Origin of the sequence: Haloferax sp. Atlit-6N (assembly GCF_003383195.1) — an archaeon.
GTDB lineage: Archaea > Halobacteriota > Halobacteria > Halobacteriales > Haloferacaceae > Haloferax > Haloferax gibbonsii.
Genome location: NZ_QEQJ01000001.1, coordinates 886,779 through 901,016 on the forward strand (window position 1 = coordinate 886,779; position 14,238 = coordinate 901,016).

General features: G+C 67.9%; 18 protein-coding genes. 10 read left to right on the forward strand and 8 right to left on the reverse strand.

Annotated elements, in window-relative coordinates; genetic code table 11:
- Position 1 precedes the first annotated feature (1 nt).
- Positions 2 to 484, reverse strand: a complete 483-nt coding sequence (locus DEQ92_RS04545; protein ID WP_008092321.1) for a hypothetical protein — start codon at positions 482 to 484, stop codon at positions 2 to 4.
- A 244-nt stretch (positions 485 to 728) separates the two neighbouring features.
- On the opposite strand from DEQ92_RS04545, the gene DEQ92_RS04550 reads away from it, so the two are divergent.
- The 8 genes from DEQ92_RS04550 to DEQ92_RS04585 all read left to right on the forward strand — a co-directional run bounded on the left by DEQ92_RS04550 (position 729) and on the right by DEQ92_RS04585 (position 5,526).
- Positions 729 to 1,559: a hypothetical protein gene (locus DEQ92_RS04550; protein ID WP_049904945.1), complete on the forward strand. Its 831-nt coding sequence runs from the start codon at positions 729 to 731 to the stop codon at positions 1,557 to 1,559.
- An 85-nt stretch (positions 1,560 to 1,644) separates the two neighbouring features.
- Positions 1,645 to 2,283 (forward strand): halocyanin domain-containing protein, encoded by a 639-nt coding sequence (locus DEQ92_RS04555; protein WP_004972585.1) that lies wholly within the window; start codon positions 1,645 to 1,647, stop codon positions 2,281 to 2,283.
- Positions 2,283 to 2,672 (forward strand): hypothetical protein, encoded by a 390-nt coding sequence (locus tag DEQ92_RS04560; RefSeq protein WP_004971171.1) that lies wholly within the window; start codon positions 2,283 to 2,285, stop codon positions 2,670 to 2,672. Before DEQ92_RS04555 ends, DEQ92_RS04560 begins: the two co-directional genes overlap by 1 nt.
- A 3-nt stretch (positions 2,673 to 2,675) precedes the next feature.
- Positions 2,676 to 3,470, forward strand: a complete 795-nt coding sequence (locus DEQ92_RS04565) for a cytochrome bc complex cytochrome b subunit (protein ID WP_004972586.1) — start codon at positions 2,676 to 2,678, stop codon at positions 3,468 to 3,470.
- Between the two features lie 10 nt (positions 3,471 to 3,480).
- Positions 3,481 to 4,245: a cytochrome bc complex cytochrome b subunit gene (locus tag DEQ92_RS04570; protein ID WP_004972588.1), complete on the forward strand. Its 765-nt coding sequence runs from the start codon at positions 3,481 to 3,483 to the stop codon at positions 4,243 to 4,245.
- A gap of 39 nt (positions 4,246 to 4,284) precedes the next feature.
- Positions 4,285 to 4,674, forward strand: coding sequence for a hypothetical protein (locus tag DEQ92_RS04575; protein WP_004972590.1), 390 nt, complete (start codon positions 4,285 to 4,287; stop codon positions 4,672 to 4,674).
- Complete coding sequence (locus DEQ92_RS04580) at positions 4,667 to 4,948, forward strand: hypothetical protein (RefSeq protein ID WP_004972591.1); 282 nt, start codon at positions 4,667 to 4,669, stop codon at positions 4,946 to 4,948. The genes DEQ92_RS04575 and DEQ92_RS04580 overlap by 8 nt, the downstream gene beginning before the upstream one ends.
- A 134-nt stretch (positions 4,949 to 5,082) precedes the next feature.
- Positions 5,083 to 5,526 (forward strand): hypothetical protein, encoded by a 444-nt coding sequence (locus DEQ92_RS04585; protein WP_004972593.1) that lies wholly within the window; start codon positions 5,083 to 5,085, stop codon positions 5,524 to 5,526.
- 114 nt (positions 5,527 to 5,640) lie between these two features.
- Here DEQ92_RS04585 and DEQ92_RS04590 read toward each other — a convergent pair whose 3' ends face one another.
- Together DEQ92_RS04590 and DEQ92_RS04595 are read right to left on the reverse strand one after the other, a co-directional pair.
- Complete coding sequence (locus DEQ92_RS04590) at positions 5,641 to 6,372, reverse strand: NAD(+)/NADH kinase (RefSeq protein WP_115820472.1); 732 nt, start codon at positions 6,370 to 6,372, stop codon at positions 5,641 to 5,643.
- Positions 6,373 to 6,499: 127 nt separating this feature from the next.
- On the reverse strand, positions 6,500 to 7,807 hold the full coding sequence (locus DEQ92_RS04595; RefSeq protein WP_004972595.1) for a M28 family peptidase: 1,308 nt from the start codon (positions 7,805 to 7,807) through the stop codon (positions 6,500 to 6,502).
- Between the two features lie 202 nt (positions 7,808 to 8,009).
- Between DEQ92_RS04595 and DEQ92_RS04600 the strand changes: the two genes are divergently transcribed.
- Entirely contained in the window at positions 8,010 to 9,176 is a 1,167-nt protein-coding gene (locus DEQ92_RS04600) for a thiolase domain-containing protein (protein WP_004972597.1), read from the forward strand.
- A complete protein-coding gene (locus tag DEQ92_RS04605; protein ID WP_115804644.1) occupies positions 9,173 to 9,553 on the forward strand; it encodes a Zn-ribbon domain-containing OB-fold protein in 381 nt (126 codons plus the stop codon). Before DEQ92_RS04600 ends, DEQ92_RS04605 begins: the two co-directional genes overlap by 4 nt.
- An 18-nt stretch (positions 9,554 to 9,571) precedes the next feature.
- On the opposite strand, the gene DEQ92_RS23745 is transcribed toward DEQ92_RS04605, so the two are convergent.
- The 5 genes from DEQ92_RS23745 to DEQ92_RS04625 all read right to left on the reverse strand — a co-directional run bounded on the left by DEQ92_RS23745 (position 9,572) and on the right by DEQ92_RS04625 (position 14,227).
- Positions 9,572 to 9,715 carry a hypothetical protein gene (locus DEQ92_RS23745; RefSeq protein ID WP_199522894.1) on the reverse strand — a complete coding sequence of 48 codons (144 nt, stop codon included), beginning with the start codon at positions 9,713 to 9,715 and terminating at the stop codon, positions 9,572 to 9,574.
- A 78-nt stretch (positions 9,716 to 9,793) separates the two neighbouring features.
- The gene (locus DEQ92_RS04610) at positions 9,794 to 10,720 is read right to left on the reverse strand and encodes an alpha/beta fold hydrolase (RefSeq protein WP_004972601.1); all 927 of its coding nucleotides are present in this window, start codon (positions 10,718 to 10,720) and stop codon (positions 9,794 to 9,796) included.
- An 85-nt stretch (positions 10,721 to 10,805) separates the two neighbouring features.
- The gene (meaB, locus tag DEQ92_RS04615; protein WP_049904946.1) at positions 10,806 to 11,921 is read right to left on the reverse strand and encodes a methylmalonyl Co-A mutase-associated GTPase MeaB; all 1,116 of its coding nucleotides are present in this window, start codon (positions 11,919 to 11,921) and stop codon (positions 10,806 to 10,808) included.
- Between the two features lie 2 nt (positions 11,922 to 11,923).
- On the reverse strand, positions 11,924 to 12,343 hold the full coding sequence (locus DEQ92_RS04620; RefSeq protein WP_004972603.1) for a cobalamin B12-binding domain-containing protein: 420 nt from the start codon (positions 12,341 to 12,343) through the stop codon (positions 11,924 to 11,926).
- A gap of 57 nt (positions 12,344 to 12,400) precedes the next feature.
- A complete protein-coding gene (locus DEQ92_RS04625; RefSeq protein ID WP_004972604.1) occupies positions 12,401 to 14,227 on the reverse strand; it encodes a S9 family peptidase in 1,827 nt (608 codons plus the stop codon).
- Positions 14,228 to 14,238: the final 11 nt, after the last annotated feature.

The following is a 14,238-nucleotide window of genomic DNA, read 5'->3' on the forward strand; positions in this document are numbered from 1 at the left end:
CTCAGACGAACACGTAACCGCTCAGGTAGCGGTAGATACCGAGCAGCCACGCGAACACCCAGAAGATGACGTAGCCGAAGACGCCGACGCGGAGGCGGCCGCGCCACGCGCCCATGTTCTCGTGGAGGTCGTCGAGCGACACGTCCTGGTCCGGGTCGCGGTAGAGGTCGGCCTCCCACTTGGCCTGGAAGATGCGGACGATTCCCGTGAGCGCGAAGATGAGCATCGCGTACGCCTGCAGGCCGAGGATCGCGTGGAGGGCGCTGAGCCCGTTGAGCTGCTGAAAGAGCCGGGGGAGCATCCACGTGACGACCGGGACCGTGTTCAACACGAGCCCGGGGAAGATGATTTTGAGGTGGTAGACGAGCACGTCCCACGACACCGTCTCGGCGTCGATCATTATCCACGCGCCGTAGAGGTAAAACGGGAAGCTGGCCGTGACGGTAATCGCGGCGAGCGTGGCGAGCGTCGTCTCGTCTGCCATCGCACGGCGTTAGCACCCGGTCGGCCTAAAGGGACCGATGCGCCGCGTCCCGTTCGAGCGCTAGACCACGCGACAGGAGCTAAACGTCGGCCGCGACCGCCGGGATTCGAGCACCGGACCACCGCCGTTCGAGCGCTGGACCAGCGAGCGGTCGCGTCCGATGGGCGGCTCGTGGCCGACCGCACGCGACGAACACGGTTCTGGGTCGGAACACGTTTACCGGCGTGGACCCTACTCCGTGGCGATGTCAGACTCGTCTTCCGCCCCGGCCGACGACGGCTCGTCACCGGACGCGGACGCCGACGCCGCGATGTCCGACGCGGAGCTCGCGGCCCTCCGCGAGGAGGTCGAAGCCAAGTACGACTTCGAGAACTTCGGCCCGGCCGACATGGCGAAGATGACCCCCGAAGAGTGGGACGCCGCGTTCGACCCCGACTCGTGGGTCGTCGGCGAGGAGTTGCTCGACCGCGTCGAACAGGAACTCCGCTACCGCGTCGCGATTCGCGAAGTGTTCGCCGTCCTCGAACGCGTGACGGAAAACGGCGAGCCACGGATTCTCGCGTACTCCGACGAGGGCTACGCCGTCGTCTACCCGGACGGGAGCGTCGAGGGCGAAGGGACCGTCCTCCGCGACGTGAAACCGACCGTCGCGCTCTGTTCGATGGAGGACTTCGAGGTGAACGACGCGCCCGAGACCGTCAGGCTCCCCGAACCCGAAGAGGTCGCACAGGGGACCGGCGACTTCGGCAACCGAATGCTCCAAATCGTCGCGTTCGGGCAGCTACTCGGCGGGTTCGCGCTCATCGGCGCGTGGCTCGTCCTCCCCGACCTCGATTCGATTATCGCGCCGCTGGCCGGCCTGGGCTTTCTCGTCATCGGCTTTTTCCTCTTCGTCGTCGTGGCGAACGCCCGGCTCTCGGACCGCTTCCGCGCCGAGGAGTACCGAGACAGGCTCCGCGTCATGGGTCTCGAAGGCGGGTCGCGCCCCGAGTTCGTCCCGACGTTCGACGGGGACGAGAACGTCGCGTCCTTGGTCGAGGCCCCCGAGGGAGACGCCCTCAGTTCTGAGGGCTGAGACCGGCGCGCGCTCACCTCGCAAACACCCTCCGTGACGGCATAGTCGGTGGGTTTAAGCGCGTCCCATCCTGACGAACGACCGTATGAAAAGGCGGGAGTTTCTCCGAACGGCTGGCGGTGCGACAGCCGCCGCGACCGCTGCCGCCGGGACCGCTGCTGCGCAGGAAGGCGGCGGTGGAGCGCAGGTTCAACCCGACTTCGGTGGCTACCTCGACGGCATCGACGGAGGCTACGAAGACCTCCGCGGTCAGAGCGAAGTCACCATCGAGGTCGGCGCGTCCGGCAACGGAGGTAACCTTGCGTTCGGACCGGCTGGCATCTGGATCGACCCCGGCACGACCGTGACGTGGGAGTGGACCGGCGAAGGCGGCGGCCACAACGTCGTCGCGAGCGAGGGCGCGTCGCTCGACTCCGGCGCGTCCGTCTCCGAGGCCGGAACGACCTACGAGTTCACGTTCGAGAACGGTGGCATCACGAAGTACCACTGCGTGCCCCACGAGGCGCTCGGCATGCTCGGCGCGGTCGCCGTCGGCGACGACGTGGCGACTATCAGCACCGGCGGTGGCGGCGAGAAGGAACTGCACGAACTCGGCGTCCCGATTCAGGCCCACTGGGTCGGCTCGGCGACGATTCTGGGCATCCTCGTCACCATCATCTACACGTTCTTCATCTTGAAGTACGGCGAGTCCCCAAATACGGGTAACACCGGAGGTGGCGAATAATGTCTTCGACCGGCAGCACATACGGCGATATTCACCGATACGAACCGGCGCGCGAGAGCACCGCAGCGGCCATCGCAATCGTCCTCCTGACGATTATCGAGGTCGTGTTCGTGTTCCTCTTCACCTACGGCTTCGTCTCCGGGTGGGGCCTGACGGACACGGGGAACATGTTCCTCGGCGGCGTCCTCGCCGTCATCTTCGTGGACCTCGCGTTCATCCTCGCGCTGTACCGCAAGGAGTTCCTCCCCGACGTGATGATCGTGAAAAAGCGGCGTCGCAAGTGGGAAGACCTCTACGTCCGCGAGGAGGACGTCGACGGTGTCACCTTCAGCAGCGACGACGCGTGGGAACAGGTCAAACGCGCGGTGTACCCCTACTACAAGCGATAAACCATGAGTCTCGAACGCAAAGACGACTACGACCACAAGGCCTGGATGAAAAAGAAGGACCTCACCCCGGTCGAGGCCACCTTCCTCACCACGCTCATCTGGCTGGATAAGCGACTCCGCATCGTCGATTATCTGGAACTTCTGGAGACGCTCTACTACCGAGTCAACCTCCAGATGCCGAAGAGCCACACCGAGCAGTACAACCTCGACAACAAGTTCTGGTACTGGTACCCCCTGTACACGCTCGGCTTGTTCTCGACGCTCGCGTACGTCGTCGCGGCGATAAGTGGTGCCCTTCTCGGGTTCTACTACTCCCCGGCGACGACCGGTGACCCCACGACGGCCTACAGCAGTATCGAATTCATCATGCGCGACCTGCAGTTCGGCTTCATGCTCCGCTCCGTCCACCGCTGGGCGGCGCAGGTCATGGTCGCGGCCGTGTTCCTGCACATGCTCCGTGTCTATTTCACGGGGTCGTACAAGGAACCCCGCGAGCTGAACTGGCTTCTCGGCATCGTCCTGATCAGCCTGACGATGGTGTTCGGGTACACCGGATACCTCCTCCCGTGGGACCAGCTAGCCTACTGGGCGGGGCAGATCGGCGTCGAGATGTCGCTGTCGGTCCCGCTCGCCGGTGAGTGGGTCGCACAGCTCCTGTTCGGCGGCTTCTCGCTGAGCCAGTCGACGCTACAGCGCATGTACATCATCCACGTGTTCCTGCTCCCGTTCGTCGTGACGACGCTCATCGCGATCCACATCGGCATCGTGTGGGTGCAGGGCATCGCGGAGCCGCACTGAGGTGACAATCATGAGCGACAACGAACCCGAAAACGAGGAGATTCGATCCGACGGCGCGGGCATCGTGGCCCCGGACGACGAGACGCCCACGTGGAGCGAGCGCAAGGCTCGCAAGACGGGGCTCTCCCGGCTCACCTACGAGTACTTCGAGCGCGCACGTCGTGAAGACCAGGACCTTCGCACGGAGTCCGACTACGTCGAACGCGACGTCTTGGCGTTCCCCACGTGGCCCCACGAGACCGTCCGTAACCTCTCGATTGCGTCGTTCTTCGTCGGGATGATTCTGTTCCTCTCGGCGACCATGCCGCCGCACATCGGCAACCCCGCGAATCCGTCGAGCACCCCGGCGATTATCCTGCCCGACTGGTACCTCTACTGGTCGTTCGGCCTGCTCAAGCTCAACCCGCTGAACCCCGAGCTGGCCATCCTCGGCGGACAGAAGCTGATGGCCGACCGTACCTACGGCGTGCTGGCGAACGGCGTCGTCGTCGGCTTCATCGCCATCGTGCCCTTCCTCAACAAGGGCTCGGCCCGGCGACCCGTCGAGCAGCCGTTCTGGTCCGCTGTCGGCGTCTTCGGCGTGGTGTTCGCGATGACCATCTCGCTTCTGGCCATCAAGAACCTCATGCCGATGAACGTCGACCTGCTGTTCGACCTGACGTTCCTGCTCCCGTTCGTCTTCGGGACCATCACCTACGCGGTGCTGAAGACGATGCGCGAGGGGTACATGTACAACCTCAACCGCCGCTACTACCGGCTTCGCCCGCCGAAATAGAGCGGAACCACTACCAACCGTCCCTTCTTAGCGTCACTGATGACAGACAGCGACGCAACCGGTCGAACCGGCGACGCCGACGAGACGCGGCGGGGACGCCGCGGCCGGCGCGACATCGTCGTTCCCATGCGGCTCTACAAGACTATCACCGTCTTCTCAACGCTCATCGCCGTCGTCAGCGTGGTTCTCGGCTTCGTCTTCCTCGACGCCGCGACGCTGCAAGTGAGCGCGCTCCGCGCGGTCATCGCGGGCGCGCTCGGCGCGCTCGGAATCGGCGTCGCGGACGGCCTACTGAGCACGGCCCTCGCGGTCTTCGGACTCGGCATCATCGCGTTCGGCGCGGTCGTCTACACGCTCGGCACCCGATTTCGCGCCCAAGGAATGGGAAAGTCTCAAGAGGACTCCGGCGAAGACTCGAACAATGGCTGACGAATTCATCAAGGGTCTGGGTATCCTGACCGGGTCCGGACTCGCGTGGCTGGTGCTCGCGTCGTGGTACCGGACGAGCAGTTTCGAGAGCACACAACAGCTCATCGAGCCGCTGTCGTCCGGCGCGACCGAGGGACTGTTCAACATCATCGCCGTCACCCTGATGGACGTGTTCCTCTGGTTCGCGCTTCTCGGCGCGCTCACCTTCTGGGTGCTCATCCCGGCGGGTCACCAGATTATGTCCGCGCTCGAAGAGCGCCGCAACGCGCAGTAAGCCGACACCGCGCTCCGTTCTCCTCTCATCTCGCTTCGAGTCGACGAAGAACCCCCCACAATAGCGGTCGCCCTCCCCGCCGCTCCCGCGTCGGATTGGAAAAACTCTAATGAGTCTCGCTCCGACGGTCCTGTATGCACCCACTACAGTTCCTCGTCCCGCTCGACCAGTTGGCGGCGGTCGAACCGGTCGTCCCGCACGTGGCGCTCGTGCTCGTGCTTGCGAACTTCGCGACGCGCTTCCTCGGTCACCGGTCGCACGTCCGACAGGCCAAGGAGGGTGGAGAGGAGGCAGTCTCCCGGTACCTCCCGCACTCGATTAGTTCGGGTGCGCTCGTCCTGACCTCGTTCCTCTACCTGCTCGTCGAGCCGCACGGCGGCATGGTGCTGACCGTGCTGGTCGTCGGGATGTTCGTCACCGACTTCTTCGAGTTCGAAGCGCGTAAGGTCGAAGCCCGCACCGACAAGCCGCTCGAACGCCCGAACGGCTCGCTCGTCGCCGCGACGCTCGTGCTCCTGTACGCGGCGTTCCAGAGCCTCTTCTTCCTCGTCGCGGACTACTGGAACCTCATCGTCTAACTCCGCGACGCACTCTTCTCCGCGTCGTCACGCTCGCACCGCTCACGAGGAACACGTATTTTCGCCGCGCCGAGCGCCGCCGCTCGGTGTCTGAATCACGGCCGAGCGAGGCGCTCACTCGACGAGGAGCGGAACGCTCCCGTCGCGGTCGATGACCACCGACTCGGACGGGAGAACTTCCCGGACGACCTCGTCGTCGGCGACGAGGGACACGGGCGCGTCGTCGCGTTCGACCGACAGCCGGACGGGCGGTTGGAGGACCCACGAGTCCGTCTGCGTCGCGTACGGTGAGACGGGGACGACGGCGAGCCCGGCGGCCGGACCGACGACCGCGCCGCCCGCGGCGCGCGCGTAGCCGGAACTCCCGAGCGGCGTGGCGACGACGACGCCGTCGGCGCGGAACTCGTCGACCGGCGTCCAGCGCGCCGCCGCGCGCGACTCGTCGGTCGGGTCCGACGAGAAGGGGACCGCGGCCTCCGCGCGGGCGACGCCGTACTCGGAGATGTGCGCCGGTTCGCTCGTAACGAGCATCGCGTCGAGGAGCGCGCGGGTCGCGGGGTCCCCGCCGACGCGGAGCGAGAGCGTCGGGTGGTCGACGACTCGACCGTCACCCGCCGCGACCGCGGACAGCCGCGATTCGAGTCCGCGCCGCGGGGTCGACCACGGCGCGCCGCAGTCGACGGGGACGACCGGACACGACCACTCGGAGCCGAGCGCGACCGTCGAGAGCGCCGACTCGCCGACCGCGACGACGGCGTCCGCCTCGGCCGACGTCGGTTCGACCGACGCACCGGCCGCTCTGACGGCGGTGGCGACCGAGTCGTCACCGACGATACCGAATCTCATCGTCGTCCACCCGCGGCGAGCCCCCGTAGCATCGTCCCGTGCTACGCCGCCGCGAATAAAAGCCCTCGTGGTTCGGTTGCGCGAGGTCCGGCGCGACCCGAGCGGGACGGGCGCGTCGCCGACCGCCTCAGAACGGCCAGTCGCCGGTGACTTTCATCCCCTCGGCCTGGTCTTCGGCTTCCAGCGCCGCCGCGATGTCCGCCGGGTCGGCGTGGGGAATCTCGCGGTCGGCGTCGGCGAGTTCGACGGTCAGTTCCGTCAGGAGAATCGCCTGCTCGCGGAGCGTCCGCGATTCCAGTTTCTCGATGGTGTCGGCGTGGGTGTGGCCCCACCCGCGGCCGCGGCCCTCCTTTTCGCTGCCGACCATGTACGCCGGGACGCCGCGGGCGACGAACGGCCAGTGGTCGCTGTGGGGGAGCTGTTCGGGAAGCGTCGAAATATCGTGGTCGAACCGCTCTGCGACGGCGTCGGCGGCGGCTTCGAGCTCGTCGAAGCCATGGGTCGTGAGCTTGAGCGTCCGCCCAGCGACGACGCCGTCGTTGTTGACGATGGCCTTCACGTTCGCCCGGTCGTCGCCGAGGCGGTCGGCCTCGTAGTCGGAGCCGACGAGCCCGACTTCCTCCGCGCCGAAGCAGACGAAGCGGACGCGCGTGTCGAGTTCGTCCTCGCGGGCGGCGAGCGCGCGGGCGACCTCGACCACCATCGCGGTGCCCGCGCCGTTGTCCATCGCGCCCTCGGCGATATCGTGGGCGTCGAGGTGGCTCGTGACGAGCACCTCCTCGTCGGTGTCGGGGCCGAGTTCGGCGTGGACGTTCCCGCTTTCGGCCGCGGGCGTCTCGCAGGTCACGTCGACGGTCACCTCGTCGCCGTCGAACCGGCGACGGAGGCGCGCGCCGACCTCCTTGCTCACGCCGACGGCGGGGATGTCGCCGATGGGCGCTTCGGCGGTGCCGACGCTCCCCGTGGGCGGGAGTTGGCCGGGGACGTGGTTGGCGAAGACGAACGCGGCCGCGCCGGCCTCGACGGCGTAGTAGTACTTCTCGCGGCGGTGGATGAAGCGGTCGTAGTGGTCGGGGACCGTCGTGGAGACGACGACGACCTTCCCCGAGAGGTCGCGGTCGAAGTCCTCGGGCAGCCCGTAGCCGAGGTCGACCAGCTCGCCGCTCGCTGTTCCGGCGGGGCTGCGCGGGAGCGCGATGCAGTCCTGCGTGGTGTCTGCGGCGTAGAGGGCGCTGTCGCCGCGCTCCCAGCCTTGAATCTCGAACGGGTCGATGCGAGCGTTGCGCGCGCCGACGCGTTCGAGGGCGTCTCGGGTCGCCTCCATCGCCTCGCGCTCGCCGGGCGAGCCAGTCATCCGGTTGCCGATGTCGACGAGCGTCTCCAGGTGGTTCCAGCCGACCTCGCTGGTGAACGTGTCGCCTATCCAGTCACTCATAGTGGACCGTCTCGCGGGGCCGTGGTAACCGTTGCGATGGGTCGAAAACGGGCGTCAGACTCGGCGCGAAATCGACCGACACCGACAAGGTTCCCGGTTCGAGTCGCCGCGCCCGCGACGGCGGGAAAACGGGAGCGAACCGCGGGAGGAGGACCACGGGCGAACGGCAGGTTCAAGGACCATCTATCACGTACGTTCATTCATGACTGACGTGCGAATCGCCGGGGTCGGACTGACGAAGTTCGGCAGTCACCCCGAGCGAACCGGTCGCGACCTGTTCGCGGAGGCCGCCCTCGCCGCCCGCGAGGACGCCGGCGTCTCCCGCGACGACTACGAGGAAATCTTCTACGGCAACTTCATGGGCGAACTCGCCGAGAAGCAGGGCCACCAGGGGCCGGTCATGGCCGAGGCCGCCGGCCTCGACTGCCCCGCGACCCGCTACGAGCAGGCCTGCGCCTCCGCGGGCGTCGCCTTCCGACAGGCCGTCGCCGCGATTCGGAGCGGCGCGGCCGACGTGGTCCTCGCCGGCGGCATGGAGCGCATGAACAACCTCGGGACCGCCGAGGTGACCCAGTCGCTCGCCATCGCCGCGGACGAACTGTTCGAGGTCCGCGCGGGCGTCACGTTCCCGGGCGCGTACGCGCTCATGGCTCGCGCGTACTTCGACGCCTTCGGCGGCGACAGCGAGGACCTCGCGCACATCGCGGTGAAGAACCACGCCAACGCGATGCACAACGACTACGCGCAGTTCCACCGCGAAATCACCGTCGACGACGCGCTCGAAAGCCCCGTCGTCGCCGACCCGCTCACCCTCTACGACGCCTGCCCCATCACCGACGGCGCGAGCGCGGTCGTCCTCGTCAGCGACGACTACGCCGAGCGACGCGGCCTCGACGCGCCCGTCTCCGTCACCGGGTCGGGGCAGGGCGGCGACAAGGCCGCGCTCCAAGACAGACCCCACCTCGCGCGGACGCCCGCCGCGACGAAAGCCGCCGACGCGGCCTACGCGGACGCCGGCATCGGCCCCGACGACGTGGACGTGGCCGAGGTCCACGACTGCTTTACCATCGCCGAGGTGCTCGCGCTCGAATCGCTCGGCCTCTACGACCACGGCGAGGGAGTCGGCGCGGCCGCCCGCGGCGAGACGACCCGCGACGGCGACCTCCCGGTGAACCTCTCGGGCGGCCTCAAGGCGAAGGGCCACCCCGTCGGCGCGACGGGGACCGCCCAAATCGTCGAGATGACGAAGCTCCTGCGCGGCGACCACGGCAACAGCGACGCCGTCCCGGACGCTCGGGTCGGCGTCACCCACAACGCGGGCGGAACCGTCGCCAGCGCGGTCGTCCACGTCTTGGAGGTGGACCGATGAGCGACACCGGCTACGACGAGTGGCTGGCCGCAATCGCCGACGGCGAGGGCTACTACCTCGCGTGTCCGGACGGTCACGGTTCGCTCCCGCCGCGGCGCTCCTGTCCGCACTGCGGCGCGGCCGAGTTGACGGCGGAACCGCTCCCGGAGACGGGCGAGGTACTCACCTTCACCGAGGTGCACGTCCCCGCGCCGAACTTCGCAGACGAAGCGCCCTACGTGACGGCCATCGCGTCGTTCGGCCCCGTCAAACTCACGGGCGTCGTCCGCGACCTCCCCGCCGACGAGGTCGACCTCGGAACGACCGTCTCGGTAGACGTGGCCACGAACGCGACGACTGACGAGCGGTTGCTCGTGTTCCGGCCCGCGAGCGAGTAGCGCCACACTCGTCGCACGTTATTTCTCGCGCGCCTCGACGGCCTCCAGCGGCGAGCGCCAGCCGAAGACGTACGAACCGAGGAGCCACGCCCAGAAGCCGGCCGCGAGGAGCGCGATAGCTCCGTACAGGAACAGCGAGAACAGCGACAGGGAGTCGAACATCGGTTCAGTTCAGGGGGTTGGGTCGGGTTGGGTCGGTTCGGCTCGTGGTCGCGGCCGCGGCCGCTGCTTCGGCCCCGTTCAGTCGAGGGCGTCGCGGACGGTGTCGACGAAGGCGTTCGGGAACTCGACGTGCGGGAGCAACATCGCGTCGTCGAAGACGACGAGCGTGCAGTCCGCGGCGTCCGCGAGGTCGCGGCCCCGCTTCAGCGGCGTGATGTCGCTCTCGCGGCCCCAGACGAGCGTCGTCGGGACGTCGAGAGCCGACAGCGCCTCGCCGAGGTCGACGTCGGTGTTGAGGTAGCCGGAGATGAACGACGCCGGCGCGAAGCGCGCGCCCTCCTGGTGGGCGGTGCGCCACTCGTACTCCTGCCACTCCTCGCCCGCCTTCTCGGGGTCGTAGTAGCCGTGGTCGGCGTTGAAGTAGCGAATCGACGGCCGGGAGGCGACGACGTTGAACAGCGCCTCGCCGACGACCGGCGCGCGGACGAGTTCGCGGAGCCACTCCTTGGGGTCCGGGCCGCCGCGCGACGTGGGACAGACGAGGACGAACCGCGAGACCGACACGTCGTCTCGCTCCGCGGCGGCGACGGCGTAGGCCGCGGTGAGCGACGAGGCGACGACCGCGGGGTCGTCGTACTCGGCGAGGAAGTCGCCGACGAAGTCCTCGTAGAGCGCGGGCGAGTAGTACAGCGCCGGCCGGTCCGAAAGCCCGAATCCGGGGAGGTCGGGCGCGACGACGTGGTAGTCCTCGGCGAGGGTCGAAAACACCTCGCGGAACTCGCCGGACGACCCCGCGGCGTTGATGCCGTGGAGGAAGACGAGCGTCGGGTCGTCCTCGTCGCCGGCTTCGACGTACGAGACGTCCATGCCGCGCCAGCGGTACGTCCCGTGGTTTCCGGAGAGCGGCGGTTCGAGGGGACCCACGCGTTTCGAGAGGGCGGCGTTGGTCGCGGCGGCGAGACCGACGCCCGCTGCGGCCAGTCCGATGGCTCGTCGGAGTTTCATGTCACGTAGATGGTGCGCGGTGGCCTTAATTCGCCCGCCCGTGGCGGGGTCGCGGGCGGCGGGAACGTCGGCCCGGCGCTCGGCGTCAGTCGTCTCGGTCGTCCAGACACTCCCGAAGCGGTTCGAGCACGTCTTCGGCGACCGCGTAGGGGTCCGTCTCCTTTTCGACGACCGCCTCGGCGAACGCGTCGACTCCGCCGCGGCGGTCGAGCTCGGCTTCGAGGAGCCGGTTCACGTCGCTTCGGAGGAGCTGGCGAATCTCTTCTCCCGCGCGCTTGCGGGCCTTCTCCGCCAACTCGCCGGAGGCGTCGAGGTAGTCGCGGTGGTCGTCCAGCGTCTCGACCAACTCGTCGATTCCCTCGCCGGTCGTGGCGACGGTTTCGAGGACCTGCGGCGTCCAGACGGGCGGTTCGTCGGCGTCGGAGGGTTCGCCCTCGGCGTCGGCGTCGGTCTCGGCATCGCTCGCGTCCGCGTGCCCGCCGTGTCCGTGACCGGCGTCGTCGAACGCCTCGGCCCCGTGGTGGCCGGTGTCGAGGTTCGCCCGCGGGTCGTCGCGGAGGTGAATCATCTCCTGTAGCTCGGCGACGGTGCGCGACGCGCCCTCCATGTCGGCCTTGTTGACGACGAACAGGTCGCCGATTTCGAGGATGCCCGCCTTGAGCATCTGCACGTCGTCGCCGCTGCCGGGTTGGACGAGGACGACGACCGTGTCCGCGGTCTTCACCACGTCCACCTCGTTTTGCCCCGCGCCGACCGTCTCGATGATGATGCGGTCTTTCCCGAAGGCGTCGAGCGCCTTCACGGCGTCCGCGGTGGCGGTCGAGAGGCCGCCGAGCTGGCCGCGGGCGCTCATCGACCGGAAGAACACGTCCATGTCGCCGACGTTCGAGGCCATGCGGATGCGGTCGCCGAGGACGGCCCCGCCGGTGTACGGCGAGGAGGGGTCCACGGCGATGACGCCGACCGTTTCTCCCTGGTCGCGGTAGTGCTTCGCAAGCTTGTCGACGAGCGTCGACTTGCCGGCACCGGGACTGCCCGTGATGCCGACGACGGAGGCGTCGCCCGTGTGGGCGTGGAGTTCCGAGACGATGTCCCGGTAGCCCGGCGACTGCGACTCGATTTTCGTGATGGCCCGCGCGAGCGCTCGGTGCTCGCCGTCGAGGAGTCGCTCGACGAGGTCGGATTCGACCGCCCGGCTCATCGTCACGCTCGCTCGGGCGCGTTTTCCTTCACGAAGTCGATGGTCTCCTGCATCGGCGTGCCGGGACCGAAGATGGCGTCGACGCCCTGTTCGAGGAGTCTCGGCCGGTCTTCTTCGGGGATGATGCCGCCGACGATGACGAGCGTGTCGTCGAGCGCGCCGTACTCTTCGAGGCCGGCCATCACCTTCGGGACGAGCGTGTTGTGCGCGCCGGAGAGGATAGAGATGCCCAGTACGTCCACGTCCTCTTGGACCGTCGCCTGAATAATCTCGTCCGGAGCGCGATGCAGTCCGGAGTAGATGACTTCGAAGCCCGCGTCGCGGAAGGCGCGAGAGATGACGTGTGCACCGCGGTCGTGGCCGTCCAGTCCCACCTTCGCGATGAGACACCGGATCGTTCGCTGTTCGGAGTCCGCGCTCATAGACGGGGATTCGATGTCCCGCGCTTTGACTCTAACGGAAAATAAGGCAGGTCCGATTCAGTCGTCCGCGGCGGGCGCGCTCCGGACGTACTCGTCGAGGAAGTCGGCTATCTGGGAGTACGCCTCGATGCGGTTCTCCAGTTTGGAAAAGCCGTGGCCCTCGTCGTCGAAGATGAGTTCGCGGACGTGGGCGTGTTCCCTCGCCTCCTCGACGAGTTGGTGGGCCTCGCTGACCGGCACCCGCGGGTCGTTCTCGCCGTGGAGGACGAAAAGCGGCGCGCGAATCTTCTCGACGTTGTTGATGGGCGAGATGGATTCGAGGAACTCGCGGTCGTCTTCGAGCGACCCGTACTCGGCCTCGCGGAGTTCGCGCCGCCAGTCGCCCGTGTTTTCGAGGAACGTCACGAAGTTGGCGATGCCGACGATGTCGACGCCGGCGGCCCACAGGTCCGGGTACTCGGTCATCGCCGCGAGCACCATGAACCCGCCGTACGAGCCGCCCATGGCGACGATTTTGTCGGGGTCGACAGCCGGGTGGTCGTGGAGCCACTCGACGGCGGCTTCGATGTCCGCGACGGAGTCCATCCGCTTTTCGACGTCGTCGAGGTGGCCGTACGCCTTCCCGTAGCCCGCGGAGCCGCGGACGTTCGGCTCGAAGTAGGCGTAGCCCCGCGAGAGGAAGTACTGCTTGACCGCCGAGAACGACGGTCTACGCTGGGACTCCGGCCCGCCGTGGATGTCCACGATGACGGGCGTCTCGCCCTCCGGCGACTCCTCGGGGAGCGTGAAGAACGCCGGGATGTCGCGGCCGTCGAACGTCGGATACCGGACGAGCTCGGGCGGAACGAACGTGTCCCGCGGGATGCCCGCCGTCGCCGCGAGCGTCCATCGCTCGGCGTCGCCCGTGGCCAACTCGACCACGTAGACGTTCGCGGTGTCGGCGCTGGCGGTGACGGTGACCGCGGCGCGCTCGCCGTCCGGGGAGAACGAGACGCCGCCGGCGACACCGTTCGGCAGGTCGGGTTGGGGGAGCACGTCGATGCGGTCGGGCGCGGTGAGTTCGCCGAAGGTGAGTTCCGTGTACCCCTCGACGTTCCGGGAGTAGACGAGCCGACGCGACTCGCGGTCGATGCTGATGCCGTCCAGTTCGTGGTCGCCGCCGGTGTCGACGGTCGTGAACTCCCCGGAGGCGAGTTCGTAGCGGACGAGTTCCAGCGTGTCGCTCCCGCGGTCGGTCACCATGTAGACGTTCTCTCCGTCGGGCCCCCACTCGGGGCTCTGGAAGCGGACCGTCCCCTGATGCGGCGTGAGGTGGGTCAGCTCGCCCGTGGCGAGGTCGAGGACCGACACGTCCTGGTCGAAGTTCGAGTACGCCTCTTGGACGATGAGCTTCGAGTCGTCGGGCGACCATCCGCCGACGGTGAGCCAGCCGTCGCCCTCGTGGACGAGTTCGGCGTCGGTGCCGCTCGCGTCGCGGGCCTGCACGTACACGTCGAAGACGGCGTTGTCGCGGCGGTTCGAGGTGAACGCGAACCGCTCGCCGTCGTGGCTCCAGCCGCCCCAGCGGTGCTTGGCGTCCGGGTGTTCGGTCAGGTTCTCGATGACGCCGGTGTCGGGTTCGAGTCGGAACAACTGCGCGCGCTCGTTGCCGCCTTTGTCCATGCCGAAGGCGAGTTCGGGGCGCTCGGGCGACCACGAGGCGAAGGTGACGCGTTCCTCGTAGAACGTCCGCTGTTCGGGCCACGCGCCGGGCGAATCGACCGTCCAGACCTGCGGGACGCCCGTCGTGTCCATGAGGAACGACAGGCGCTCGCCGTCGGCCGAGAACGAGGCGCCGTAGGCGCTCCTGATGTTCAGGTAGCGCTCGATGTCGTACGTTCGCATACCTCGAATTG

Bases quoted from the DNA above. Each gene is read 5' to 3' on its own strand.
- DEQ92_RS04545 (WP_008092321.1), bottom strand. From the start codon at position 484: ATGGCAGACGAGACGACGCTCGCCACGCTCGCCGCGATTACCGTCACG.
- DEQ92_RS04550 (WP_049904945.1), top strand. From the start codon at position 729: ATGTCAGACTCGTCTTCCGCCCCGGCCGACGACGGCTCGTCACCGGAC.
- DEQ92_RS04555 (WP_004972585.1), top strand. From the start codon at position 1,645: ATGAAAAGGCGGGAGTTTCTCCGAACGGCTGGCGGTGCGACAGCCGCC.
- DEQ92_RS04560 (WP_004971171.1), top strand. From the start codon at position 2,283: ATGTCTTCGACCGGCAGCACATACGGCGATATTCACCGATACGAACCG.
- DEQ92_RS04565 (WP_004972586.1), top strand. From the start codon at position 2,676: ATGAGTCTCGAACGCAAAGACGACTACGACCACAAGGCCTGGATGAAA.
- DEQ92_RS04570 (WP_004972588.1), top strand. From the start codon at position 3,481: ATGAGCGACAACGAACCCGAAAACGAGGAGATTCGATCCGACGGCGCG.
- DEQ92_RS04575 (WP_004972590.1), top strand. From the start codon at position 4,285: ATGACAGACAGCGACGCAACCGGTCGAACCGGCGACGCCGACGAGACG.
- DEQ92_RS04580 (WP_004972591.1), top strand. From the start codon at position 4,667: ATGGCTGACGAATTCATCAAGGGTCTGGGTATCCTGACCGGGTCCGGA.
- DEQ92_RS04585 (WP_004972593.1), top strand. From the start codon at position 5,083: ATGCACCCACTACAGTTCCTCGTCCCGCTCGACCAGTTGGCGGCGGTC.
- DEQ92_RS04590 (WP_115820472.1), bottom strand. From the start codon at position 6,372: ATGAGATTCGGTATCGTCGGTGACGACTCGGTCGCCACCGCCGTCAGA.
- DEQ92_RS04595 (WP_004972595.1), bottom strand. From the start codon at position 7,807: ATGAGTGACTGGATAGGCGACACGTTCACCAGCGAGGTCGGCTGGAAC.
- DEQ92_RS04600 (WP_004972597.1), top strand. From the start codon at position 8,010: ATGACTGACGTGCGAATCGCCGGGGTCGGACTGACGAAGTTCGGCAGT.
- DEQ92_RS04605 (WP_115804644.1), top strand. From the start codon at position 9,173: ATGAGCGACACCGGCTACGACGAGTGGCTGGCCGCAATCGCCGACGGC.
- DEQ92_RS23745 (WP_199522894.1), bottom strand. From the start codon at position 9,715: ATGTTCGACTCCCTGTCGCTGTTCTCGCTGTTCCTGTACGGAGCTATC.
- DEQ92_RS04610 (WP_004972601.1), bottom strand. From the start codon at position 10,720: ATGAAACTCCGACGAGCCATCGGACTGGCCGCAGCGGGCGTCGGTCTC.
- meaB (WP_049904946.1), bottom strand. From the start codon at position 11,921: ATGAGCCGGGCGGTCGAATCCGACCTCGTCGAGCGACTCCTCGACGGC.
- DEQ92_RS04620 (WP_004972603.1), bottom strand. From the start codon at position 12,343: ATGAGCGCGGACTCCGAACAGCGAACGATCCGGTGTCTCATCGCGAAG.
- DEQ92_RS04625 (WP_004972604.1), bottom strand. From the start codon at position 14,227: ATGCGAACGTACGACATCGAGCGCTACCTGAACATCAGGAGCGCCTAC.